General features: G+C 44.0%; 20 protein-coding genes. 14 read left to right on the forward strand and 6 right to left on the reverse strand.

Going from position 1 to position 24448, the window contains the following annotated elements; genetic code table 11:
• Nucleotides 1–5 precede the first annotated feature (5 nt).
• Both NIE88_RS14325 and NIE88_RS14330 read left to right on the forward strand, forming a co-directional pair.
• Complete coding sequence (locus tag NIE88_RS14325) at nucleotides 6–1358, forward strand: allantoinase (RefSeq protein WP_253063121.1); 1353 nt, start codon at nucleotides 6–8, stop codon at nucleotides 1356–1358.
• Nucleotides 1359–1688: 330 nt separating this feature from the next.
• A complete protein-coding gene (locus NIE88_RS14330; RefSeq protein ID WP_253063123.1) occupies nucleotides 1689–3146 on the forward strand; it encodes an NCS1 family nucleobase:cation symporter-1 in 1458 nt (485 codons plus the stop codon).
• A gap of 406 nt (nucleotides 3147–3552) precedes the next feature.
• On the opposite strand, the gene NIE88_RS14335 is transcribed toward NIE88_RS14330, so the two are convergent.
• Genes NIE88_RS14335 through NIE88_RS14350 form a run of 4 tightly spaced genes read right to left on the reverse strand, consistent with a single transcriptional unit; the run spans nucleotide 3553 to nucleotide 4958 of the window.
• Nucleotides 3553–3819: a TfoX/Sxy family protein gene (locus tag NIE88_RS14335; protein ID WP_253063125.1), complete on the reverse strand. Its 267-nt coding sequence runs from the start codon at nucleotides 3817–3819 to the stop codon at nucleotides 3553–3555.
• Nucleotides 3812–4060 (reverse strand): zinc ribbon domain-containing protein, encoded by a 249-nt coding sequence (locus NIE88_RS14340; protein ID WP_253063127.1) that lies wholly within the window; start codon nucleotides 4058–4060, stop codon nucleotides 3812–3814. The genes NIE88_RS14335 and NIE88_RS14340 overlap by 8 nt, the downstream gene beginning before the upstream one ends.
• The gene (locus tag NIE88_RS14345) at nucleotides 4057–4371 is read right to left on the reverse strand and encodes a carboxymuconolactone decarboxylase family protein (RefSeq protein ID WP_253063129.1); all 315 of its coding nucleotides are present in this window, start codon (nucleotides 4369–4371) and stop codon (nucleotides 4057–4059) included. The genes NIE88_RS14340 and NIE88_RS14345 overlap by 4 nt, the downstream gene beginning before the upstream one ends.
• The gene (locus NIE88_RS14350; protein WP_253063131.1) at nucleotides 4368–4958 is read right to left on the reverse strand and encodes a TetR/AcrR family transcriptional regulator; all 591 of its coding nucleotides are present in this window, start codon (nucleotides 4956–4958) and stop codon (nucleotides 4368–4370) included. The genes NIE88_RS14345 and NIE88_RS14350 overlap by 4 nt, the downstream gene beginning before the upstream one ends.
• Nucleotides 4959–5190: 232 nt before the next feature.
• On the opposite strand from NIE88_RS14350, the gene NIE88_RS14355 reads away from it, so the two are divergent.
• Nucleotides 5191–5610: a YjdF family protein gene (locus NIE88_RS14355; protein WP_253063133.1), complete on the forward strand. Its 420-nt coding sequence runs from the start codon at nucleotides 5191–5193 to the stop codon at nucleotides 5608–5610.
• Between the two features lie 76 nt (nucleotides 5611–5686).
• Here NIE88_RS14355 and NIE88_RS14360 read toward each other — a convergent pair whose 3' ends face one another.
• Nucleotides 5687–7027 (reverse strand): nucleobase:cation symporter-2 family protein, encoded by a 1341-nt coding sequence (locus NIE88_RS14360; RefSeq protein ID WP_253063135.1) that lies wholly within the window; start codon nucleotides 7025–7027, stop codon nucleotides 5687–5689.
• A gap of 342 nt (nucleotides 7028–7369) precedes the next feature.
• Here NIE88_RS14360 and manA point away from each other — a divergent pair, with 342 nt between their 5' ends.
• Nucleotides 7370–8329, forward strand: coding sequence for a mannose-6-phosphate isomerase, class I (gene manA / locus NIE88_RS14365; protein WP_253063137.1), 960 nt, complete (start codon nucleotides 7370–7372; stop codon nucleotides 8327–8329).
• Nucleotides 8330–8737, forward strand: coding sequence for a hypothetical protein (locus NIE88_RS14370; RefSeq protein WP_253063139.1), 408 nt, complete (start codon nucleotides 8330–8332; stop codon nucleotides 8735–8737).
• A gap of 46 nt (nucleotides 8738–8783) precedes the next feature.
• On the opposite strand, the gene NIE88_RS14375 is transcribed toward NIE88_RS14370, so the two are convergent.
• On the reverse strand, nucleotides 8784–9647 hold the full coding sequence (locus NIE88_RS14375) for an NAD(P)-dependent oxidoreductase (RefSeq protein WP_253063141.1): 864 nt from the start codon (nucleotides 9645–9647) through the stop codon (nucleotides 8784–8786).
• 236 nt (nucleotides 9648–9883) lie between these two features.
• Between NIE88_RS14375 and NIE88_RS14380 the strand changes: the two genes are divergently transcribed.
• The 9 genes from NIE88_RS14380 to cas8c all read left to right on the forward strand — a co-directional run bounded on the left by NIE88_RS14380 (nucleotide 9884) and on the right by cas8c (nucleotide 24442).
• Nucleotides 9884–10786 carry a peptidase U32 family protein gene (locus NIE88_RS14380; protein ID WP_253063173.1) on the forward strand — a complete coding sequence of 301 codons (903 nt, stop codon included), beginning with the start codon at nucleotides 9884–9886 and terminating at the stop codon, nucleotides 10784–10786.
• Between the two features lie 331 nt (nucleotides 10787–11117).
• Nucleotides 11118–12347 carry a peptidase U32 family protein gene (locus NIE88_RS14385; protein ID WP_253063143.1) on the forward strand — a complete coding sequence of 410 codons (1230 nt, stop codon included), beginning with the start codon at nucleotides 11118–11120 and terminating at the stop codon, nucleotides 12345–12347.
• A 314-nt stretch (nucleotides 12348–12661) separates the two neighbouring features.
• Entirely contained in the window at nucleotides 12662–13849 is a 1188-nt protein-coding gene (locus NIE88_RS14390) for a glycosyltransferase family 4 protein (protein WP_253063144.1), read from the forward strand.
• Nucleotides 13830–14960, forward strand: coding sequence for a glycosyltransferase (locus NIE88_RS14395; protein ID WP_253063145.1), 1131 nt, complete (start codon nucleotides 13830–13832; stop codon nucleotides 14958–14960). The genes NIE88_RS14390 and NIE88_RS14395 overlap by 20 nt, the downstream gene beginning before the upstream one ends.
• A 256-nt stretch (nucleotides 14961–15216) precedes the next feature.
• The gene (locus NIE88_RS14400) at nucleotides 15217–16401 is read left to right on the forward strand and encodes a trans-sulfuration enzyme family protein (RefSeq protein ID WP_253063146.1); all 1185 of its coding nucleotides are present in this window, start codon (nucleotides 15217–15219) and stop codon (nucleotides 16399–16401) included.
• Nucleotides 16402–17263: 862 nt separating this feature from the next.
• Nucleotides 17264–18496: an MFS transporter gene (locus NIE88_RS14405; RefSeq protein WP_290446510.1), complete on the forward strand. Its 1233-nt coding sequence runs from the start codon at nucleotides 17264–17266 to the stop codon at nucleotides 18494–18496.
• A gap of 384 nt (nucleotides 18497–18880) precedes the next feature.
• A complete protein-coding gene (cas3, locus tag NIE88_RS14410; protein WP_253063147.1) occupies nucleotides 18881–21313 on the forward strand; it encodes a CRISPR-associated helicase Cas3' in 2433 nt (810 codons plus the stop codon).
• Nucleotides 21314–21791: 478 nt separating this feature from the next.
• Nucleotides 21792–22511, forward strand: coding sequence for a type I-C CRISPR-associated protein Cas5c (cas5c, locus tag NIE88_RS14415; RefSeq protein ID WP_253063148.1), 720 nt, complete (start codon nucleotides 21792–21794; stop codon nucleotides 22509–22511).
• On the forward strand, nucleotides 22508–24442 hold the full coding sequence (cas8c, locus tag NIE88_RS14420) for a type I-C CRISPR-associated protein Cas8c/Csd1 (protein WP_253063149.1): 1935 nt from the start codon (nucleotides 22508–22510) through the stop codon (nucleotides 24440–24442). Before cas5c ends, cas8c begins: the two co-directional genes overlap by 4 nt.
• The last annotated feature ends 6 nt before the right edge of the window (nucleotides 24443–24448 follow it).

The raw sequence follows: 24448 nt of genomic DNA on the forward strand, positions 1-24448 counted from the left end.
AGACTGTGTCTTACGACTTGCTGATCAAAAATGGTGATGTTGTGCTGCCGGATGAGGTGAAAAGGCTTAATATCGGCATTAAAAACGGGAAAATCGCCGATCTTGGCGACGTGCTGAGCAATCAGGCAAAGCAGACGATTGATGCGGAAGGGATGACCGTTTTTCCGGGGATGATTGATGTTCATGTGCATTTTGATGAACCGGGTCGAGAGAATTGGGAAGGCTTTGAAACCGGTTCGGCGATGTTGGCCGCCGGCGGATGCACCACTTTTTTTGATATGCCGCTTAACGGAATCCCGTCCACGGTGACTCAAGCGGCATTTGTCGATAAAGTGGCGATTGGCGAAGCAAAATCACATATCGATTTCGGCCTGTGGGGTGGACTTGTCCCGGAGCATTTAAATGACTTGAACGATTTGGCCGGTGCGGGCGCGATTGGCTTTAAAGCCTTTCTGTCGCCCTCGGGGAACCCTTATTTTCATTCTGTTGATGATGCGTCGCTTCTTGAAGGGATGAAGCGGATCGCGCGAACCGGAGCGGTACTTGCCCTTCATTCGGAGAGTGCGCCGCTCGTCACATTTCTTCAAAAAGAGAAAGAATCCGAAGGGCTGACAGGGTACGATGACTATGCGGCGTCTCGACCGGTGCAGGCAGAGACGGAGGCGGTTTCGAGAGCTTTGACATTCGCGGAAGTGACCGGCTGCCCGCTGCATTTTGTTCATATCAGCACGGTAAAAGCAGTCGCGTTGATTCAAGCTGCGAAGAAGCGGGGACAGGATGTGACACTGGAAACCTGTCCGCACTATCTGCTCTATAATCATCAAGATTTTTGCAAAGCGGGTGTCGTGGGCAAATGTGCGCCTCCGCTTCGTTCGGAGGCCGAACGGAGCGGTTTGGTCGATCTTTTGCTTCAAGGGCGGATTGACATGATCTCCTCGGATCACTCGCCATGCGAATGGAAAGATAAGCAAGCGGAAAATATATTTTCTGCCTGGGGCGGCATCAGCGGCGGTCAGTTTTCGTTATTAAGCGCGATTGAAATTGCTTTGACCCATCATCTGCCACTCACCAAGGTGGCGGATTGGACAGCAAAGCGGCCGGCAGAGCGCTTTCGACTCGCCGCGCAAAAGGGAACGATACGCGAAGGCGCTGATGCTGATCTGGCGATTGTCGCACTTGATAAACCTGAACGAGTGACAAAGGATAAACTTTATCAGAAAAATAAATTCAGTTTGTACGAGGGGCATACGTTTTCTTCAAGCATTCAGTTGACAATTAATCGTGGGAACATTGTCTATTCTAAGGCAGATGGCATCAATGGTGCGGCTGCCGGAAAATGGCTTTGTCCGGAAAAGTAATGGCCTATATACCTAATAGTAATGAATTGACCGTGTTAAATGGACACGGTCTTTTTGTGTTATAAAATATAACATTATTTTTATCCGGCTTTGCTGAAATAGTTGAATAAGTACAAAAAAAGAAATACTTTTTTATTCATTATGGCTAATGACAAACTAGTAAATGCTCTTTAATATAATTTGTGTAATATAATTTAACGTATATTGTTAGATTACGAAACAATGACGGGAACTTTTACAAAAGGGAAAGGACATTGGAAGAAAGGTGGACGATGATGGTTCGTTTGGCTGTGAAAATATCAAAATATTCTGGATGATGGAGGCATGAGTATGGATTCACATGAAATTTTCAAAGGTACGATCAAGGAACCGAGTTCCCGCCTGTACAACCAAGATCTGGCTCCGGCCAAAGAAAGACGCTGGACGACTTACAGTCTATTGTCAATGTGGATGTCCGATGTGCACAGTATTGGTACTTATACCTTTGCTGCCGGTTTGTTTTTCCTTGGCTTGACAGGCTGGGAAGTGCTCGTTGCGGAAATCATCGGTGCGTTCGTTGTCATGTATCTGGCAAATATGACCGGTATCGCGGGAACAAAGCTTGGCGTACCCTATCCGGTTTTGTCGCGTATCTCATTTGGTGTGTTCGGCGGGAATGTGCCTGCATTGATTCGCGGATTTATCGCTATTTTCTGGTATGGAATTCAGACGTATCTTTCATCGGTTGCTGTAGTTGCAATGCTACTTCTTATTTTCCCGGATATGAAATCGTTAATGGGCTATACCTTCCTTGGCCTCTCGCTTCCCGGCTGGATCGGCTTCCTCTTTCTCTGGCTGCTGCAATTCGTCATTTTTAATTATGGCATGGAATTCATTCGTAAATTCGATAACTTTTGCGGGCCTGTTGTTTATTTGATGATGCTGATCTTAATTGGCTGGATTGCGGTAAAGGCCGGTGGAAAAATCAATATCGGTATCAGTCCGGTAAAAATTTCGTCCGGACAGGCAGTGATTCAATTTTTCAGCGCTATTTCACTGGTCATTGCCTATTTCTCAACAATCATTCTGAATGTGAGTGACTTTACTCGTTTCTCACCGTCTGTAAAGACGACGAAACGCGGTAATTTTTGGGGCCTGCCGGTCAACTTTACCGCCTTCTCATTGGCTTCTGTTGTTGTAACGGCCGGAACCATTACTGTCTTCGGCAAAGCGATCACAGATCCGGTTCTTCTCATTCAGCGCATCAGCAATCCTTTTTTTCTCATCGTGGGGGCGATCGTCTTTATCATTGCGACGATGGGTGTGAATATTGTCGCAAATCTTGTGTCTCCTGCCTATGATTTTGCCAATCTGGCGCCAAAGCATATTAGCTTTCGTCGCGGCGCAATGATTACATCGATTCTTTCCATCGTCGTCATGCCATGGCAAGTGTATAGCAATCCAGTTGCCGTCAACTATTTTCTTGGTGGACTCGGTGCTTTTCTCGGACCGATCTTCGCAATCATTATTGTTGATTACTATTTTATCAAGCACGGGCGGATTAATGTACAGGTGCTGTATCAAGAGAAGAAGGGCGACTACTGGTATAAGAACGGGTACCATGTAAAAGCGTTCGTTGCATTTATTGTAGGAATTATCATTACGGTTCCCCTGGCGCTCATTCCGGTGTTTTCAGCGGTTGCCGCATTCTCATGGCCAATTGGTGTGCTCATTACCGGAGTTGTATATGGTGTGATGATGCGCAGCGAACAGGTTGCCGCAGGTGCTGAATTTTCCGGAGCAGAGTAAAGGTTCCAAAACAAATAGGTGGCAAAAAACATGAGTGAGCAGCTGCCCACTCATGTTTTTTGGGGTAAAGAAATTTTTGCCGATACGACGATAAGCATCATAGATTCGGTTAGGCGACTCAGGTAAGCGCCAAATCTGAGAAATAAACGGAAAAATTTCGCTTAAATAGAAAATGAATGAAAAAATCGTTTAAATAGACGGAGAAATTCCGCTTATCAAATCGAAAAACGTGAAAATGGAGGGTTTTGCATTGCATAAGCGGAAAAATTACCCTTATTTACCCGTGAAACAGGCGCTATGATCCATATAACCGGAAAATCTCCGCTTATTTTATACGGGGCAACGCGAAAGCCATTGCGTCCTGTGGAAGCGAGGAACGGACGCTTTTTGCCCGGGCTTTCTTATTTTATGAACACTTTCCCGTATGACTTTTAAAGAATTTTTTCAATTCTTTTTTCCGATTGGCGGGCAGCGAATGCCAGCGAATTCCGCGGATTGCTCCATCCAGTGCGTAGAGTTTGCATAGGCAGGCTGACGGATCAATTTCTTTTATTGCAAGGTAGGCGCGCTCGCTTCCCGCAGCACGCAATTCTTCGGCAGTGCTGATATGGATTCGATACAATTCTTTAATAAGTACCGGACCGAGATTGGGCAGACCGGATAGCTCAGTCATCGGAACCACGCTTCCACGCGGGAAGCTTACTGATCATGAACGCTGCAGATTTTTGAGCGACATGAGCATCGAGCCCCTGAGTTCGTATGATGAACTCGGTCATTGATGCCAGTTTTTCATCATAGCTTTGCATACTTCCATTCGCTCGCGCGCAGTATTTGCAATAATTCTTCGTTGTGTCGCCAAGTGGATAATCGTCAACTTTTCTCATTGGCATGCCGCATGCGATGCATTGTTTCATTTTTCGTCGACCTCCGAATCAAAGGTGTTAAGTGCTGGTTTCAAACAGGTTGCAACGCCTTTGATCCCGGATACGGTCAGCGTCATTAAAATTGCTTCTTTAAGCTCATCACGCGAGGCGCCAAGTTTTCTCAACATATGGGCATGGGCGACCGTGGCGGCCGTATCTCCCTGCGCCGTTCTCATCGAGACATAGATGAGCTGCTTTGTTTTGGGATCAAGTCCTTTAGATTCTGATAGCGATTTGATGAGCCCATTAAATGCTTGTGCGGCTTCAGGCGCTTCCTTCATAAAAAAGTCCATCATATTCATGTACAATCCACCTCCAGCAGTGTTATAAAATTTGCGATTAATTGATCTTTATAAACAGCGAGAACTGATCCATGTGGTGCAAACAGCCTGCGGTTCATCAAGTAGTAATGGATGAGTCCGATCCATGTATTGAACAAGAAAGGAAAGCTGAGATCCTTTATTTTTTTCTCTTTCTTCAATTGACTCATGACCTGATCCAAATGATGGGCGATTACCGATTGGATACCAATTACTGTTTGTTGTGCCTCTTTCGGCAATTGCGGCAATTCCATAATCAAATGTGTATAAAGTGATTCGTTTGCTTCAATCGCGGTTAGATATGTTTGCAGAACTTCGTTAAGAGAATGCCCCGGTACTGATGATTCATGAATTTGCGAGGTCAGCGACTGTCCCAGATTTTCAATCACTGCCAGGATTAATTTTTCCTGCGATTGAAAATGGAGAAAAACCGTGCCGTGAGCGACTCCTGCTTCTTTGGCAACCATCTGTGTCGATGGACGTATAAAGCCATGGACTGCATAAATGTGTTCGGCGGCAGTAAGAATTTCTATGCGTGTCTGTTCTCTTTGTTGCGTTCGCTTGTTCATTTAATGACTCCTTACTCACTGACTGTATAGTCATTATAAATCTGTTGTTTGAATTCCGCAAGTCACCGGTCAGCTAACGGCGTTGACAGCATTCTTTTGCTATGCTTCAATCATGTTATGAGATGAAAAAACACGATCCGGTCGGTAGTCCGGATGTATCAATGATGATATCAGTATCCTTCCCTCCTCGGGATGTCCGTCATTTCATGAAACAACTGAGGAGGCACTTTCTATGAAATTAACGGTGTATTTCGATGAACAGTATTGGGTCGGTGTTGTTGAAGCAGAAAAAAAGGGACAGATGGTGATCGCGCGGCATGTGTTCGGACCTGAACCGAGCAATCCCGATGTCTTATCTTTTGTTCTTCGTGATTTGGATCAACTGATTGATCAAAGTCTATCTATGCCTTCGGCGAAGAGAACAAGACGCCCGCGCAAACGGATCAATGCGAAACGATTAAGACGGATGGCTGAAAAAGAGTCACGGAGTTCAGGGATCGGGACAAAAGCGCAAAAAGCGTTGAAAGAAGCATTTGAACAAAAAAAGAAAATAAATCACGCGCACAAAAGGGAAGAAAGAGAGATTTTAAAGAAACAGGAATATCAGCTGAGAAAAAAGAAAGCCAGGCTGAGGCATCGCGGGAAAGCCTGATTCCTCCAATAAACAAGAAAAGCGGAGAGAAAAGTTCAACTTTTCTCTCCGCGTATTCTTTTTGAACGTCTGCTTCTTATTCAGATTTTGCGGCACTTGCTTCAGCGACCATTTGTTTTGAGAGATCCGTTGATTCACGTTCTGTTTGATTCCGGCCGACATTAAAGACAAAATTTAAAAGAAGCGCAGTAAGACTGCCGGCAACGATTCCGTTATTGGTAAGAATCTGTACAAGACTCGGCAGCTTGGCAAACAGCGCCGGCTGAACGGTAACACCGAGACCGACACCAATGGAACAAGCAACGATCAAGAGATTGTCCTGTTGTGCGAAATCCACTTTACCAAGCATACGAACGCCGGAAGCGATCACCATGCCGAACATGGCCAGCGTCGCGCCGCCGATAACCGCATTGGGAATGAGAACGGTCAGCGCTCCGATCTTTGGAATCAAACCAAGGACGATTAAAGAGAATCCGCATACGATCGCGACTTTACGCGTTTTGACACCGGTCATCTGAACGAGACCGACGTTCTGCGAAAAGGTCGTGTACGGAAAAGCGTTGAAAAGGCCGCCGACGAGAATCGCCAACCCTTCCGCGCGATAGCCGTGTTCCATCGATTTTTCATCGATCGGCTGTTTGATGATATCACTGAGGGCCATATAGACACCGGTGGTTTCGATTAAGCTGACCATGCCGACGATCGACATCGCAATAATCGCGTCGAAATGAAAAGTCGGTGCTCCGAAGCTGAATGGTTTGATCATACTGAACCAGCCCGCATCCGCGACCGAGGAAAAATGAACCATACCCATCAATGCCGCAGCAATCGTACCGATGACAATGCTGAGCAGGATCGAAATCGTGCGCAAAAATCCTTTGAAAAAGCGATTCATGATGATGATCAGGACGAGTACGCCGAAGCCGAGAATCAAATTCTGCGGACTGCCGAAGTCTTTCGCGCCGACACCACCGCCTAAATTATTGACGGCGACTGGAATCAGCGTCAGCCCGATAATCATAACCACCGTGCCGACAACCACCGGAGGAAAGAATCGGACGATTTTACCGAAGAAAGTCGACAGAACGAGAACGACCAGACCGGAAACGAGAATGGCGCCGCAGATACCGGGCATCCCATACGACTTGCCAATAATAATCATTGGCGAAACTGCTGTGAAGGTACAGCCCATAACGATGGGCAAGCCAATACCGAAAAAACGGTTTTTCCAAGCTTGCAGCAATGTCGCGAGACCGCAGGCGGCTAAATCAATCGAGATGAGCAGCGCCAGTTCCGCACCACTCAGACCGACCGCACCGCCGACAATCAGCGGCACAATCACGGCGCCGCCGTACATCGCCAGCATATGCTGGATGCCTAAGGATAGAATTTTCCCCGGCTTTTGTGTTGCATCCATGAAACACACTCCTGTTCAATTAAATTTGAGAATAAGAAAAATGATAGCTCAGCCTTCTTTTTTATGAGAAGTAATACTTCAAATTTTATAATAAATTGACAAAAACTGCGATACTGTGTTCGATCATCTTTCAAATTTTCTGGCTTAAAGTGCAATTGGTGGAGAAACAAGGAAGGTGGCCGGTATCACTCGTCTTACTGGAGCGGTTCGTTTTTCCGTAAATTAGAAATCCTGAAGAAATCCGGATTTGTAAAACAATCAATACTATTTAAGACGCAATCATTTCCTTTTTAAAATCATGATATAATAAAAACGGATTGAATAGAACGGGGGACGATTTCAATGACGGATAAATTACCGCTTTTTCTAGAACCGGCGCTTCACGATAAAATATGGGGTGGCACGCGGCTGCGCGACTTGTTCGGCTATAAGATCCCGAGTGAGACGACGGGAGAATGCTGGGGCATCTCGGCGCATCCGAATGGCCCGGCTGTCATTAAAAACGGGCCGCTCGCCGGTAAAACGCTGGCCGACGCATGGTCAGAGCATCGAGAATTGTTCGACAGCTATGCCGGAGATGATTTTCCGCTGCTGACTAAAATTCTTGATGCGCGTACGGATCTTTCCGTGCAGGTTCATCCGGACGATGCCTATGCGCAGGCTAAAGAGCATGTGCCGTTCGGCAAGACGGAATGCTGGTACATTATTGACTGTGACGCGGATGCGGAAATTGTGTACGGACATACGGCGCACTCGCGGGAGGAATTTCGTAAGGCTGTTGCCGAGAAAAAATGGGACAGCCTGCTGCGCCGTATAAAGGTAAAACCCGGAGACTTTTTCTATGTGCCAAGTGGGACGATTCACGCAATTTGCGGCGGCTGCCTGATCCTTGAGACACAACAAAGTTCGGATACAACTTATCGCGTCTATGACTATGACCGGCCGGGAGCGGACGGAAAACCGCGCGAACTTCATATTCAACAGTCAATTGATGTCGCGAACTGTCCACATGTCGATCCTGAGCTGACCTATCATGTGCACCAGGAAGCCGAGGCGAAATTCACCGAATTGCTGCGTGAGCACTTGTTTACCGTTTCTCACTGGGAGGTACGCGGCCGCACGAACCCGATTCAGAAAAACTGGCCGTTTCTGCTCATCAGTGTTTTGAATGGTGAGGGCAAACTTCAGATCGAGGATACGGCGTATGAGTTAAAGAAAGGCGATCATCTTGTTGTGCCTTCTTCTGTTGAAACGCTGCAGATCATTGGTCACACAGACTTGATTGTGTCCAATCCGGTATAAATGAGCGGCAGAAGAAAAAATCCGGCGATCATGGTAATCGGAGCGCATCAATCTGTTCGGGGCCTTCACGCAAAACATAAAAAGCAGTTGCTGATCAGTCGCAAAAAGAAAGGAAACACAATCGTTTTTTTCCTTGAAAACAACGGTGTTGAATTTAGAAATAATGAATGGTCAATCGTTAAACGGAGCATCACGCGCTGCAGTTTAATTCTGCTTCTTCAGGATGCGGCTGTTGGTGTCGCTTTACAGGCGGCCGCGATTGCGAAAACACACAATGTGAACGTAATCATTGATCCGGAACCGATGCTTACATTGATGGAAAAGATTAGACGGGCCGCCGAGCAGATCAAATATGTCGATCGGAAAAAGCACACTGCCGCTAAAAAATGGCGCAAACGGCATATATAAAAACGGGAGTGGGGATTGTTCCCCGCTCCCGTTTACCATTATGCAGTTATTTTTTCTTCAGAAAATCATAAATGGTCGCAAAATCGTAGTCGCCCTTGCCTTGTTGCTGGCATAAGCCGTACATTGCTTTTACTGAGTTCGACAGCGGAAGGGCAAAGCCGTGCTTATATGCTTCCTCAGAAGCGAGTTCCATATCTTTGTAGATACTGTTCACTTTAAAATCCGCATTCTCAAAGTCTTCCTTCATGAGTTTGCTCTCTTTGAAATGAAGAATCGGCGCGGCGGTGGGTCCGGCAAACAGCGATTTGATCACATCGGCTTTGTCCAACCCGAGGCTTTCACCGAAAGCAAGCGCCTCTGAAAAAGCGGCGACGGTCTGTCCAAGCATCAGGTTATTGACCAGCTTCATCGCCGTCCCTGCTCCATTTTGCCCTTTATGATGGATTTCTTTTCCCATGATGCTGAGCAGTGGACGCGCATCTTCCAAATCTCGGGATTCGCCGCCGACGAAGAAGATCAATTCGCCCTTTTCAGCGGGTCCCGTTGAACCCGCGACCGGTGCATCCAAAAACCGAAAACCATCATGTTTTGCATCGTTAGCCAATTTTACTGATTGAGTTGGGCTGATCGTGCTGCTGTCAATCCAGAGTGCGCCTTGTTTCATACCGGCAAGCAATCCGTTGTTGCCATAAGCGACCGCGTCTACCGCTTGAGGATCCGCGAGCATTGTAAAGACGATATTGGCGCGTGCTCCGACGTCTTTAGGTGAATCCGCCGACAGCGCGCCTTTTTTAATCAGCGCGGCAGTTTTCGATTGGGTACGATTGTAAACGATCAATTCATGCCCCGCATCAAGCAACCGGCCGGACATGCGGCTGCCCATAATGCCGATTCCAATAAATCCAATCATCGTTCATCTCTCCTTGTTTGCTGCTTATTGAATCAAAAATAATGAAATACAAAGGTTCAAAGAAGGTCTCATGTTGCGTATGTTGTTCAGCCAAATCTTCTTGACAGTTTGTTAGATGGTATTCTCTACAGTCAGAATAGCACAAAAGTCCGTAAATACACATCGACTTGCTTCGAGTGCAAACGATCATGATATAATGTAAAGCATGAATGTTTGGATACGGGGGTTTTCATTTGATTGAACTTATTGCTACGGCCGAATCATTGGAACAAGCTGAAGCGCTTATTAACGCCGGGGCGGACAGGCTCTATGTCGGCGGCCATCCATTTGGTCTGCGCCTTCCAAAACCGCTCAATTTAGAAAGCATCGGTCAGATCGCCGACTTGGCGCATCGTCATGGAAAGAAAATCACGGTCGCTTGCAACGCGCTGATGCATAACGAACAGATTCATAAATTGGCACCGTACTTGTCTCAACTTGGAAAATTCGCCGTGGATACGGTTTCGATTGGAGATCCGGGCGCCATTTTTATTTTGAGGGAATTGGGCCTCCCATTGCCTTTTATTTATGATGCCGGGACCTTGGTGACTTCGGCGGAACAGATCGCTTTCTGGATCAGCCAGGGCGCCTCTGGCGCAATTTCCGCCCGTGAACTGACCTTGAAAGAATTAATCGCGATGCAGAAAAAGTTGGATCGCCCCATCGAGGTTCAGGTATACGGGCCGACGTGCATTCATCAATCCGGACGTCCGCTTCTAAAGAATTATTTTAACTACACCGGCGAAGTGCCGAAGAACGATCAGACACTGTATTTGCGCGATCCGAAAAATTCGGATAGCCACTATCCTATTTTTGAAGATACAGATGGGACGCATATCTTTTCAACGGATGATTTATCACTGATGGGACAGCTGAAATTAATGTATGAGAACGGATTGACTAAATGGAAGCTTGACGGCGTGCTGCTCCATGGCGGCCGCTTTGTTCAAATCACGGCACTTTTTGATGAAGCAAGACGGGCAATTGAATCCGGCGCGTTTGTACCGGAGAGCTTTTGCAATCGTTTAGTTAAGCTGCAGCCTGCGTATCGGCCGCTAAGTACCGGTTTTTACCTGAAAAATCCGGAAGATGTTCATTAATTGAAGGTTTCTTAAGTGATTAAAAGGATAAGAAAAGCTACGGCTCCGCCGATTTCAAGAATTTGGCCTTGCCAAGTTTTTCGAACAAGTTAAAAAAGTATATGAGATTTTACAGTAAAGCAAAAAGTCGTGGAATAAACATGCAGATGTGAGACTGTTGCGGGAATGCAGGCCAGAGGAGCCCTCCCTCGCAGGCATTTGCTTGTTTGAAGAGGCTTCCGGACTGCCCGCGAGCGCACCAGTTGGTTGCGAGCAACCGGAGCGTATTCAAAGCCAGGTGTTTCTTACCCGGTTTTTCTTAAGATTATCGCATGCAAGAAGGAGAACAATGATGAAGAAGATTGAAAGAAAGCCCGAAGTACTTGCACCGGCGGGCAATTTAGAAAAGCTGAAAATAGCGATTCGTTACGGTGCGGATGCGGTCTACATTGGTGGGCAAGCGTTCGGGCTGCGTTCACGTGCCGGTAACTTTTCCTATGAAGAGATGTCCGAAGGCGTTACTTTTGCTCATGAACATGGCTCGAAGGTTTTTGTTGCGGCAAACATGGTAACGCACGAAGGCGACAGTAACGGAGCAGACGTATTTTTTAAAACGCTGCAATCCATTGGCGTGGATGCGGTCATTATTTCCGACCCGGCGCTGATTGTTGTCTGTTTCAACGCCGCACCGGGACTGCCGATCCACTTGTCGACACAAGCCTCGGCAACGAACTACAAGACGCTTGAATTTTGGAAAGGCATCGGACTTGAACGTGTGGTGCTTGCGCGGGAAGTCGGGATTGAAGAAATCCGTGAAATGCGCCGCCATACGGATATCGAAATCGAGGCTTTTGTTCATGGAGCAATGTGTATTGCCTATTCCGGACGCTGCACACTTTCCAATCATATGGTGAATCGCGACGCAAATCGCGGCGGCTGCGCACAGTCGTGCCGCTGGAAATATGACCTGTTCGATATGGACAACGGTGAACCGAACAGCCATTTGTGCGAAGACGAACCCTTTTCGATGAGCGCGGTTGATCTGTCCATGCTTCATCACCTGCCTGAGATGATTGACGCAGGCGTGAACAGTCTGAAAATCGAGGGACGAATGAAATCGATCCACTATGTATCGACGGTAGCCAATGTCTATCGCAATGTGGTTGATGCTTACTGCAGTGATCCGGAGCATTTTGTCTTTAATCCGGCATGGGATGAGGAAATTTGGAAGGTTGCCCAGCGCGACCTGTCGACCGGGTTCTATTATGGCGTACCGACCGAGAAGGAACAGCTCTTCGGTAGGGCGCGTAAAATACCGAAATACACATTTGCGGCCCAGGTTTTGGATTACGATCCGAATACGAAGATCGCGACATTGGAGCAGCGCAACAATTTCGGTGTCGGTGAGGAAGTTGAATTTTACGGACCCGGATTTGTCCATTTCAAACAGACAGTACGTGATCTGCGGAACGAGGACGGCGAACCGATTGATCGTGCGCCTAATCCGATGATGACCGTGACGATGACCATCGATGCGCCGGTTGAACCCTATTTTTTGATGCGAAAAAAAGCAGATGTTTAATCCCCTTCATCCTTTACCTGTTGCCAAATAGGTGAAGGATTTTTGTTGTGAAATAAATGTATGCGCTGACATAGGCTGATTTTAATTTATCTGCTGTGAAGTAAATTTTTGATCATTTCGTACACCGCTCTGCCCTGATCATTCAATGGTCTAACAGCCACCAAGCCAACAGGGACGGGGGGTTTCGGACAGGTACCCCCTTGAATTTTCCGAAAAAAAAGACTACGCTTGAATTAGCAGTCGATCAATTCGAGTGCTAATCTACCTTTCCTGTATCGCTGGTGAAGATCAAATTAAAGGAGTGCGGTTTCGATATGAGTGAACAGGTAGCCTATGTAAGTACGTATCTTCCTCAAAAGTGTGGGATCGCCACATACACGTATCATTTGAGACAGACAGTGCAGAAGGCGAAGCGTAAATCTTTGGCCGATCCGGTTGTCGTCATTAAAGACAAGGATACAAAGTATCCGAATGATCCGTTTTTCAACTGGGCAATTGTGAAGGAGAACAGAGAGGCCTATGCCAAAGTCGCTGAGCGGCTGAATAAGAGTTTGGTATCGGTCGTTTCGCTTCAGCACGAATTCGGTATTTTCGGAGGCGAAGCCGGCAGCTATATTCTTGATTTTGTCCGTGCCCTGAAAAAACCTCTTGTCACAACCTTTCACACTGTCTTCAAGAAGCCTGTGGAACCCTATGCATCAATCCAACGCGAGCTTGCTGAGCGCAGTGACAAAATTGTTGTGATGAACCACAAGGCGATTTCCTATTTAAAAGACAGTTTTCACATCACTGAAGATAAAATTGAATTTATTCCCCACGGTACACCGATTGCGGATATGAAAAAGCGTGCAGATTTTCGACAAAAGATCGGCTGGCAGGATCGCAAGGTGATCATGACGTTCGGATTTCTGAGCAGGAATAAGGGAATTGAGGCCGTGATCCGCGCGCTTCCCGAAGTTGTTAAAAAGGTGCCCAAAGCTCTTTACGTAATTATCGGGCAGACGCATCCAAATGTGAAAAAGCTGGAAGGCGAATCCTACCGTAATGAATTGAAGGCATTAATTTGTCAGCATCATTTGGAACATCATGTGCAGATGATTGATGAATTCATGACGGAGCAGGATCTTGTCCGTTATATCACTTCATGCGACTTATATATTACTCCTTATCCGGGACTTGATCAGATTACGAGCGGCACTTTGGCCTATGCGATTGGCTTAGGCAGGCCGGTTTTGTCGACGCCGTACCGGTACGCACAAGATCTGCTCAAGGGCTGTGAAGAATTATTTGTTGCGTATGACGATCACGCCGGATGGGTTGAAAAGATGAATGCGCTGCTTTCTAATGACACGCTGCTTGCCGCCTATCAAAGAAAAATGGCGCATATTGGAATGCCGATGAGCTGGCCGCAAGTCGGGAAAAAATACAATAAAGTTTTTTCGGAAGCGGCAGTGAATCAGCCGTCAATCGGGGTGGAGTCGATTGCCAAGACTCAAGATTAAACTGACACATCTGGAGCGGATGACCGACGATACCGGAATGGTCGAGCATGCGCTCGGGAATATTCCACGTCGAAGCGAGGGCTATTCAACGGACGATAATGCACGCGCATTGTGGCTCGCCACCGAATGGCAAAAGCTGCTTGCTGCAGATCCGTTGAAAAGAATGGAGAGTAAGCAGCTGCTCCGGCTTTCCACCGTTTACCTGTCCTTTCTCGAATACGCGCAGCAAGCTGATGGACATTTTCATAATAATTACGCCTATGATCGAACTCCGGAAGAAGAACAGCCCTCTGAGGACTGCCTCGGGCGATCTCTTTGGGCCTGCGCGGTCGCCTGTCTTGATCTTCCGAATCCGGATAGTCGCTGGGCTGCAGCAGCACTGTTTCAAAAAGCATTTCAGTCGATCAAGAAATTGCACTTTCCGCGCGGAATAGCCTATGCTCTTTCAGCAGCGAGTTTGCTTAACATTCGCTGCGGCGAACTAAGTTGGGCACCTGAATTTCAAAATTTTATTCGTGAAGAAATGCCGGAATGTATTGAAAAACTGGAGGCTCGGCTGCTTGCTCTGTTTGAGTGTCATTCAGATACGAGCTGGCACTGGTTTGAACCGGTGATGACCTATGGAAACGGAGTGCTGCCCTGGGCGCTTTTCCACTCATTCAGCGTCAGTGGCAACAGTGACACGCTGCTCATTGCGGAGGAATCGCTTGACTTTCTCATGAATAAAATGACGCGTGAGGACGGTTTGATTCATCCGATCGGCAATCATGGATGGTGCACAAGGGAATGCAGCGCTCAGTGGGATCAGCAGCCGCTTGAAGTGATGAAATTGGCACTTGCCGCAGAACAAGCCGTCTCCGCCCTCAGTACTCCGGAAAAATATCTCGGAGTCATTGAAAATTGCCGCAACTGGTTCCATGGCGCAAACGATCTGCATCTTCCGGTTGCAGACACTGAAGAATGCGGCGGCCGCGACGGTTTAGAGGCGGGCGGCATCAATCAAAATCAAGGTGCTGAGTCAACGATCGCTTATCTGATGACTGAGCTGATTTATTGGCGAACCGCAAAGGAAAGCAAGGGCTCTGAGCAGCAGCGCGGCTATTCTTTGTAAAAAAACGATTGTTTTATTCAAAGTGATGTGCCGGACCAATTGGTCACGGACATTATTTTTTTTTTTTTGTTTTTTAGGTGCAGGGAAAGTTATTTCTGAATTACCCATGAATCCTGCGTTTGTTATAAAGAAAATACAAAATTATTAACAGCTGAATACTGTGAATAATGATTGACTTCTTTATTGATGACTTATACGATGGAATTATCAACAAAGTGACCGTGATTTTTAAGCAGGTCGGAGGAGGAGATAAGGCATGGCTGATTTTAGCAAATCTGATTTTATCACGCGCTGCATTCATGTCGGTAATGATATTGATCGTGAGACGGGGGCGATCCGCAGACCAATTACCATGGCAAACAGTTATCGTCTGCCGGATGATGCGTCGACACTCAATTGGAGTGATCCGAACAATTTGATCTACACACGAACCACATCTGCAAATCAAATTTATTTGCAGGAACGTCTTGCCTCGCTTGAAGGCGGTGAGGATTGTGTGGTTCTTGCAACGGGTGTTGCGGCACTGGCAGGTGTCTTTTTCAGCTTTATCGACAAGGACGCACATGTCATCTGCACCGATGTCTCGTACATAGCGGTTTATCGTTTGCTCCATGAATATTTTCCGAATAAATATGGCGTTGACGTCTCTCTTGTAGATACTTCGGATCCCGAGGCAGTACGGCAAGCGATTCGTTCGAACACGAAGCTGGTTCATTTAGAAACACCGGGAAATCCGACGACTCGTGTCAGTGATATAGCTGCAATCGTAAAAATCGCTCATAAAGTAGGGGCGCTGGTTTCCGTGGACAGCACATTTGCTTCACCATATATTCAGCGACCGCTTGAACTTGGTGCGGATCTTGTCATTCACAGCCTTACCAAATACATTAATGGTCACGGTGATGCAATGGGTGGAGCGGTGATCGGGAGAACAGAGCTGATCGATAGAATTAAACGTGAAGCGATGGTCAATATCGGCGGAGCGATCAGTCCATTCAATGCATGGCTGATTACCCGTGGCGTTGTAACTCTGCCGCTTCGTATGAAGCAGCATAGCGAGACTGCACTTAAGGTCGCCGAATTTTTGGAAAGCTATCCTGGTGTGACGTTCGTTGCGTATCCGGGACTCAAGAGTCATCCGCAGCATGAACTTGCCAAGAAACAGATGCACGGTTTCTATTCCGGTGTCCTCTCTTTCGGGATTGACGGTGACGTTGCGCTGCATAATGATTTTGTGAATTCGCTCAGGCTGATCATTTCCGCTGTTTCGATTGGGCACGATGAAAGTCTGATCGTCTATACCGGTCCTGATGATGAACGCATTCAATTTTATCCTGCTGAGTTCCGAAAACATGGATTTCTGCGGTTCAGTGTCGGACTCGAGAGTGCCAATGATCTTATTGCCGATTTAAAGCAGGCCTTTGAAAAAGTAGGATTGTAATATAATCGAGTCAAATTTTTCGGGAGTCCATTAATGGATTCTCTTTTTTTACAAGATAAGAGAGTTTGGCTTTTTGGCCTGTTGATACGACGATAAGGTTATAAGATTCAGTTGGGTGATCAGGTAAGCGCCCAATCTGCGAAATAACCGGAAAAATTCCGTTTAATAGAAAATGAATGAGAGAAATTGTTTAAATAGACGGAGAAATTCCGTTTATCGAATCGAAAAACATGAAAATGGAGGGCTTTTCTTTGAATAAACGGAAAAATTACTCTTATTTACCCGTGAAACAAGTGCCGTGATGCATATAAGCGGAAAAATTCCGCTTATTTTATTGGAAAAAATCAATCGGCACTTCAGAGAACGCGATCAAATGCTCAAAATAAGGGAGAACAGTCGGATTTGGAGGCGTAATCCCGTTTCCGATTAAGGATTCATCCTGGATATAAGTTTTTAATAATAAATAGAATGTCGAAGAAAATTTCGATAGAATGATAAGAAAATGAAAAAAATTTGAAATTATCGTCTAAAATAGATGAATAATGATGATTTGTATGTTATTGTATTGATAACAAAAAAGAATGATTGCCGAACCGAGAATGTTGTACGGAAACCGACATCGTTTTGGGTGGAGTTTGTGCGTCCAAATCTTTTGAGCGTATTTTTTCCCTTCAACAGGACGAGTCGTGTAAAGTAGTTAATAGAGTTAACTTGTTGACAGCGAAAATCTATTTCTTCATTGATAAGGATCGGGCGAATTTTCATGTTTAAAGGGGATGTTCATGTGGCTGACGCAAAGCATGTGGAACGCGCAGAATCGCGCCGTATTGCAGGAAATATTTTAAAAGGATCATTAGGTAACATGATTGAATGGTACGATTGGTACGTATACGCTGCCTTTGCAGTGTATTTCTCGACTGATTTTTTCCCTTCAGGAGATACAACATCACAGCTGCTGAACACAGCCGCTATCTTTGCGATCGGCTTTCTAATGCGGCCGATCGGCAGTTTGATCATGGGTCGTTATGCGGATCGCCATGGTCGTCGCGCTGCGCTGACCTTGTCGATTACGATCATGGCCGGTGGATCACTGGTGATCGCCGTCACGCCGAACTTCCAGACAATTGGTGTTTTCGCACCAATCATTCTTGTCTTAGCCCGGCTCTTCCAAGGGCTTTCTCTTGGCGGCGAGTACGGAACCTCAGCGACCTATCTGTCCGAAATGGCGAATAAAGGCCGCCGTGGTTTTTATTCCAGCTTCCAATATGTTACCTTGGTCGGTGGCCAATTAGTCGCACTTGGTGTCCAAATTGTGCTTCAATTGTTATTGAACGAGGCGCAGCTCAAATTATGGGGCTGGCGCATTCCGTTTGTGATCGGAGCACTTGGCGCGCTGGCTGTTCTCTGGCTTCGACTGTCGATGGATGAATCCGATCAATTTAAGAACATGTCCGGCAAGTCGAAAAAGAGCGCCGGAACAATCAAAGCATTGATGAAATATCCACGTGCTGTCTTAACGGTTGTCGGACTAACACTTGGAGGCACGGTCGCTTTTTACACATACACAACGTATTTGCAGAAATTCATGATCAACTCAGTCGGACTTGATAAGGAAGTTGTCAGCATTATCAATTTTGTCGCACTGCTTATCTTCTTAATCCTACAGCCGCTTGCCGGCCTGCTATCTGATCACATCGGCCGCAAACCGCTGCTGTTCTTTTTCGGTATTTCCGGGACGGTGCTGACCGTACCGCTGTTCATGCTGATGCACTCATCGCACAGCGTTATTGCCGCATTTCTGTTGATGATGGTTGGTCTGATCATCGTTACCGGTTATACCTCAATCAATGCGATTGTTAAAGCCGAACTGTTCCCAACCGAAATCCGTGCACTCGGTGTCGGATTGCCTTATGGCCTGACTGTTGCCATCTTCGGCGGCACTGCCGAATTCGTCGCTCTGTGGTTCAAGAGCATCGGCATCGAAGCCCTGTTCTTCTTCTATGTTGCCGCCTGCGTTTTTGTCAGCCTGATCGTTTACTGGCGCATGCAGGAATCATCGAAAACGTCATATATTGAGGCGGAGTTGGAGGAGTAAACTCTTGATAAACAAATGAGCAAATAAATTTAACACTTGGAATCTCAATATACAATATTTTAAATTCTCTTATGGTCGACAGATGAAGTAATAAAGAGCTGTTGGACTTATAGGGGATTTTTTTATGGACTCAAACCGCATTTATATTACATCCTAAAACTTGGAACTCAAAGTTTGTATTTTTTAATTAAGTACTTTAAGAAGTTTATCTAAAGCAAAACCTTTTTACCGAGAATAACAAATAAAGAAAACTGATCTAAAATGAATGAATAAAAAGTACTATTTTAGCAGGATTTATATTTTATTTCTTGAATTATATATGATATTCGAGTTTTACAAACATTAATTGACATTTAACGACCTAATTCATGGAAGGTGAGACCAATGAGTTCATACATAGCTCATTATCGTGAAAATGATCATAAACCTCAGACGGTAAGGGAACATTTATTAGCGGTGAAAAACTTGGCTGAAGACTACGGAAAAGAAGTTGGCGTACGTCATATTTCCGGCTTAGCTGGCCTTCTCCATGATCTTGGGAAATACTCAAATGAATTTCAGGACTATCTGTATCGGGTTGTATTCACACCCGAAAATGCTCCTAAACGTGGATCGGTTGACCATGCAACAGCTGGTGGAAAACACCTTTTTGAACTGTTGCATTCCGATCAGCATCGCGAGCCGTTTGAATATATACTTTCTGAAATTGTAAGTAATGCAATTGTTTCACACCACTCATACCTCCATGATTACTTTAGTCCCGATGCAGAGACTCCCTTTTATAAGCGTATTACAAAAGGTGAAAATGAACTTCCCGAATATGAAAGTGCAGTTTATCGATTTCACTCAGAAGTAATTTCGACGGATAAATTGATGAACTATATTGATGTAGCTGTAAAGGAGTTGAAAACGTTTTTTCAACTCAATTCCGGCAATCCAATTGAAAAAGCCATTTTATTGACTCAATTTGTTTACAGCTGTCTCATTGATGCGGATCGAACGGATACACGATTATTTGAAGAAAATCATCAACTCCCACAGGTGGAAGTAACGACTCTTTTTGAACATTACGATCAGCGGTTAAAAGATAAGCTCCATTCATTTAAATTGAGCGAGGAAGCACGTACGTCGATTAATCAACTAAGAAGCGAAATGTCTGAGCAATGTGAAACATTTGCTCAAAAGCCTTCTGGTATTTACACACTATCTATTCCAACTGGTGGCGGCAAAACCTTAGCCAGTATGCGCTATGCTTTGGCTCATGCCTTGCGTTACAATCGAAAACAAATTATATATATCGTTCCCTACACGACGATTATCGAACAAAATGCAAAGGTCATCCGCTCAATATTAAAAGATGATGCAAATATACTGGAGCATCATTCAAATGTGATGGAATCAACTGAGGAAATTCAGGATGCGGATGAGGGCGAAATGACTGTTCAAGAGAGATTAAGACTAGCCAAGGATAACTGGGATTGCCCAATTATTTTAACAACGATGGTTCAATTTCTTAATACTTTTTATAAATATGGTTCACGCAATATCAGACGCCTTCATCATTTAACCAACAGTGTTATCATTTTCGATGAAATTCAAAAAGTCCCCATTCACTGTATTTCGCTTTTTAACCAAGCAGTTAATTTTTTGAAAACATTCGGTCAATCCAGTATTTTACTCTGTACAGCCACGCAACCGGCACTTAATTATGTCCGACATGCTTTAGATATAAATCCACATCCAGAGCTTATTCAGAACTTGGATCATGTGTTTGATGCTTTTATACGTGTGAAAATCATTGATCGTTCTTATCAAGAATCTTTTAATACAGAAAAACTTGCTGATTTTATTGATGAACAGCTAGATAGAGTAAACAACATTCTTGTAATACTTAATACCAAATCAGTGGTGCGAAAGCTCTATCAATGTATGAAACAGCCGGATCGTCCAGTAACTATTTTTCATCTTAGTACAGCAATGTGTGCGAAACATCGTGAAGTCATGCTTGAACAGGTGAAAGACTGCCTAAAACGCAAGGTGAAAATGGTGTGTATCAGCACGCAATTAATTGAAGCGGGGGTTGATGTGAGTTTTGAGTGCGTCATCAGATCATTAGCCGGCCTTGATTCAATTGCTCAAGCTGCCGGACGTTGCAATCGGAACGGGGAATATCCAGGTCACCGCAAGGTCTTTATCATTGATCATGAGGAAGAAAAACTGGCTAATTTATTTGAAATCAGTAGAGGGAAATCAATATCTAAAATGATTCTTAAAGAATTCCATGAAAATTCAAATCGATTTCAAAATGATATTCTTTCACATGCGGCAATGGATTGGTATTTTAAAAATTATTTTAATGAACTTGAAGGAAAATTAGATTTTAACATGCGTCATTATAAAGGGACACTCGTTTCTCTTTTAAATTCAGACCGTAGGCACAGTGAATATGTAAAAAGTTACAAAGAAAAAAACGGTTTTGTTCCACCACTTTTCCTGCCAAGTAGTTTGAAAACAGCCGCTAAAGAATTTTATGTTATCAATGAAACAACCAGTGTTATTGTTCCTTATGGCGATGGAAAAGAAATTATTGCTGATTTAAACAGTGCGAGTACAATTGAAGACTTCAGTCAATTATTTAAAAATGCGCAGCATTTCTCAATTAATATATATGATCAGGACAAAAGAAAGCTGGAAAAAGAAAATTTGCTCATTCCATTTTTAGAAAAACAAGTATTAGTTTTAAGAGAAGCGGCGTATAGTGATGAATTTGGGCTGGATTTAGGAGGAGATGGTGATGTTGGTGCGTATGTATTTTAAAAAAAGCCCATTTAAGGGCTCTGCTACAATTATAACTTAATTCATTTCAATCCACGCATCATGTGCGACATTAATATTTTATCCACAAAATAACTTAATTAAACTTGATGATAATTAAAAATATTAATTTTAACTTAATTCGAATGAATAAAAATAATATAAGTGTCCAAAATATGAATAACTGATATGAGGAGGATTAGCATGGAAAATAAAAAATCTGTGTCAAACAGTTTTTTCAATTGGAAATGAAACAACTTCGTTTAGACAATAATGTGATTTGTGTTAATGAAATTGACTTAAGAGAGATTTCTGAAAAAACATTATGTTTTCAGGCTGTAAAACAAATTTCTAAAAAAGTTAGATTCACTATATTGTTAAAGTAATTTAATTTGATAAAAAGAGGGTGGCTAAATGGATGGTAAAAAATATCCATAAAATTCATTATGAATAACTAATCTTTATTTATGGAGGTGAAAATGTGAAAAATAGTTATTGTTTTGTGGTCTACGCACCCTATGCCCTGTTTACGGATCCACTGACCAGAATTGGTGGAGAAAAATCTACTTATCAAGTTCCGACCTATGAAGCTTTAAAAGGAATAGTTGAAAGCGTTTACTGGAAGCCTACTCTCATTCACTACATTGATTCAATACGTGTTTTGCACACAATTCGAATGGAGACTAAGGGTGTACGACCAATTGAATACGGTGGAGGCAACACGCTAGCTAATTATACTTATCTCAAGAATCCGAGGTATGTAGTTCAGGGACATTTTGAGTTTAATCTGAACCGTCCGGATCTTGAAGGTGACCGCAACGAGGGCAAACACTTCAGCATATTTCAGCGCTCATTAAAGGCAGGCGGGCGTCGTGATATTTTCTTAGGAACACGTGAATGTCAGGGGTATGTTGAGCCATGTACATTTGATGAGGAAAAAGGAGATTACGATTTAATAGATGAGGTTCACTTTGGTACCATGGTGCATGGTATTTCTTATCCGGATGAGACGGGCAAGGATGAATTGGCGATCCGATTATGGCAACCGGTCATGAAAAACGGCGTCATTCATTTCCCGCGCCCTGAAACATGTAATTTGGTAAGAAAAATAGGAGAGATGCAGACAAAACAATTTGATCTGTCATCAATTCAAACAGTAGATGCACTCTTTGATGAATTTGAAAAGGGGGCAACAAGATGAGCTGCTTTTTAAATCTATATAAAATCTATGAGGCAAATCAATCATTTGTAGGCGTAGAAGAAGAGAGAAATGGGAGAAACTACTCGCTTTTACCGATTTCCCATACAACACAGACGGCTCATATTGAAGTTACAGTTACTGAAGATGGAAATTTTCATACCGCGGAAATCATTTCAAATAAAAATGAACGTGAAACAGTGATTCCGTGTACAGAGGCTTCGGCAAGTAGAGCGGGGGCAGCCGTTGCGCCCTATCCACTACACGATAAAATCAGCTATGTTGCGGGTGATTTTGTTGCCTTTGGTGGGAAAATAAAAGACAGTAATGATCAACCTTTCTCCCATTACATTGCAAACTTAAAATTATGGGCTGAGTCTCAATATACGCAACCGCAAATAAGAAGTATCTATACTTATCTGAAAAAGAGCTGCTTGATTAAGGATTTGATTGATGAGCATATTCTGTGGCTGGATGAGAACGGGAAATTAATTGATAAATGGAAAGATCAATATAAATCCATTTGTGGAGGAGAAAAACCAGAAATATTTTCCATTGTTGCTGGGGGACAATATAGTACGTTTATTCGATTTGGGGTTTACACAAATCATGAGAATAAACTTGCTCCTAAGGTATGGAAAAACAAAGATATCTATAATTCTTTCATTAAATTTTATAGTCATCAGTTAAGTGATCGTGATCTGTGTTATGTTACGGGACAATTTGTCCCATTTACGGAGAGGCATGCAAATAAAATTAGAAATTCTGGTGATAAAGCAAAATTAATATCCGCAAATGATACGAGTGGTTTTACTTTTCGGGGACTTTTTCAGACAAGCCACGAAGCAGCGAATATCAGTTATGAAGTATCACAAAAAGCACATAATGCCTTGAAATGGTTGATAAGGCGACAAGGAAAAATTATTGATAATCGTGTGTTTTTGGTTTGGACAGTATCTGGTGAAGAATTGCCGGATCCAGACGAAGATTTTTTTGATCTTGCAAATTTGACAGATAATAAAGAGGAAATAGTCGAACAAACCGCGTTTACTGATCAAGCTTTCGCCGAACAATTTAGAAGGGCGATTGATGGACTTCGAAATGACTTGAGTCATGTAAGTGAAGTGAATATTCTTATTCTTGATTCTGCAACAACAGGTAGAATGGCTATTTTGTATGATCGGAACATACAAAAAGAAATTTATTTAAAAGGTTTACAAGAATGGCATGCCCAATGTATTTGGAAACATCGCTATGTCAGAAAAAAAGACAAGAAATTAATAGAATTTATTGGTGCACCATCAACCATAGATATTGCCTATGCTGCTTATGGTCCCAACGCAAATGAAAAGGTTATTAAAGAAACTATAGAACGATTACTGCCATGCATTGTTGATTGTCGCCATGTTCCAAAAGATATTGTTACGGCAACGTTTAATCGTGCAGTTAACCCGCTCGTCAAGGATCAATACGAATGGGAAAAAACGTTAAGCATTGCCTGTGCTTTAATTAATCGACAAGAACAAGAATATGAACGAAAGAGGGTATTTAAATTGGCTCTTGATGAACAATTAAATGATCGAAGTTACTTGTTTGGCCGTCTGCTTGCAATTGCAGACGTACTGGAACATCGAGCGCTTAGGTCCGAGGATTGGAGAATGAGTAATGCGATGCGTTATATGAATGATTTTGCTAAGCATCCGGAACGAACATGGGCAATTATTCAAGCCAATCTTATTCCCTATCAGGCGAAACTTAGCCGAGGCGGATGGTACTTAACTCAACTTATTGATCAAGTAGGTGCTATGTTTCAAACAGATGAATTTAATGATCGGCCGCTATCCGGTAAATTTCTTTTAGGATTTTACAGTCAACGACATCAACTGTATCAAAAGAAATCTGAAGAACCACTGGCTGCTCAATTAGAAAAATAAAGAACA

The sequence above is a fragment of the Sporolactobacillus shoreicorticis genome, assembly GCF_024125445.1.
GTDB classification, from domain to species: Bacteria; Bacillota; Bacilli; order Bacillales; family Sporolactobacillaceae; genus Sporolactobacillus; species Sporolactobacillus shoreicorticis.

What these genes read in the sequence shown, in the direction of transcription:
- NIE88_RS14330 (WP_253063123.1), top strand. Translation starts at nt 1,689, where the DNA reads ATGGATTCACATGAAATTTTCAAAGGTACGATCAAGGAACCGAGTTCC.
- NIE88_RS14335 (WP_253063125.1), bottom strand. Translation starts at nt 3,819, where the DNA reads ATGACTGAGCTATCCGGTCTGCCCAATCTCGGTCCGGTACTTATTAAA.
- NIE88_RS14340 (WP_253063127.1), bottom strand. Translation starts at nt 4,060, where the DNA reads ATGAAACAATGCATCGCATGCGGCATGCCAATGAGAAAAGTTGACGAT.
- NIE88_RS14345 (WP_253063129.1), bottom strand. Translation starts at nt 4,371, where the DNA reads ATGAATATGATGGACTTTTTTATGAAGGAAGCGCCTGAAGCCGCACAA.
- NIE88_RS14350 (WP_253063131.1), bottom strand. Translation starts at nt 4,958, where the DNA reads ATGAACAAGCGAACGCAACAAAGAGAACAGACACGCATAGAAATTCTT.
- NIE88_RS14355 (WP_253063133.1), top strand. Translation starts at nt 5,191, where the DNA reads ATGAAATTAACGGTGTATTTCGATGAACAGTATTGGGTCGGTGTTGTT.
- NIE88_RS14360 (WP_253063135.1), bottom strand. Translation starts at nt 7,027, where the DNA reads ATGGATGCAACACAAAAGCCGGGGAAAATTCTATCCTTAGGCATCCAG.
- manA (WP_253063137.1), top strand. Translation starts at nt 7,370, where the DNA reads ATGACGGATAAATTACCGCTTTTTCTAGAACCGGCGCTTCACGATAAA.
- NIE88_RS14370 (WP_253063139.1), top strand. Translation starts at nt 8,330, where the DNA reads ATGAGCGGCAGAAGAAAAAATCCGGCGATCATGGTAATCGGAGCGCAT.
- NIE88_RS14375 (WP_253063141.1), bottom strand. Translation starts at nt 9,647, where the DNA reads ATGATTGGATTTATTGGAATCGGCATTATGGGCAGCCGCATGTCCGGC.
- NIE88_RS14385 (WP_253063143.1), top strand. Translation starts at nt 11,118, where the DNA reads ATGAAGAAGATTGAAAGAAAGCCCGAAGTACTTGCACCGGCGGGCAAT.
- NIE88_RS14390 (WP_253063144.1), top strand. Translation starts at nt 12,662, where the DNA reads ATGAGTGAACAGGTAGCCTATGTAAGTACGTATCTTCCTCAAAAGTGT.
- NIE88_RS14400 (WP_253063146.1), top strand. Translation starts at nt 15,217, where the DNA reads ATGGCTGATTTTAGCAAATCTGATTTTATCACGCGCTGCATTCATGTC.
- NIE88_RS14405 (WP_290446510.1), top strand. Translation starts at nt 17,264, where the DNA reads ATGATTGAATGGTACGATTGGTACGTATACGCTGCCTTTGCAGTGTAT.
- cas3 (WP_253063147.1), top strand. Translation starts at nt 18,881, where the DNA reads ATGAGTTCATACATAGCTCATTATCGTGAAAATGATCATAAACCTCAG.
- cas8c (WP_253063149.1), top strand. Translation starts at nt 22,508, where the DNA reads ATGAGCTGCTTTTTAAATCTATATAAAATCTATGAGGCAAATCAATCA.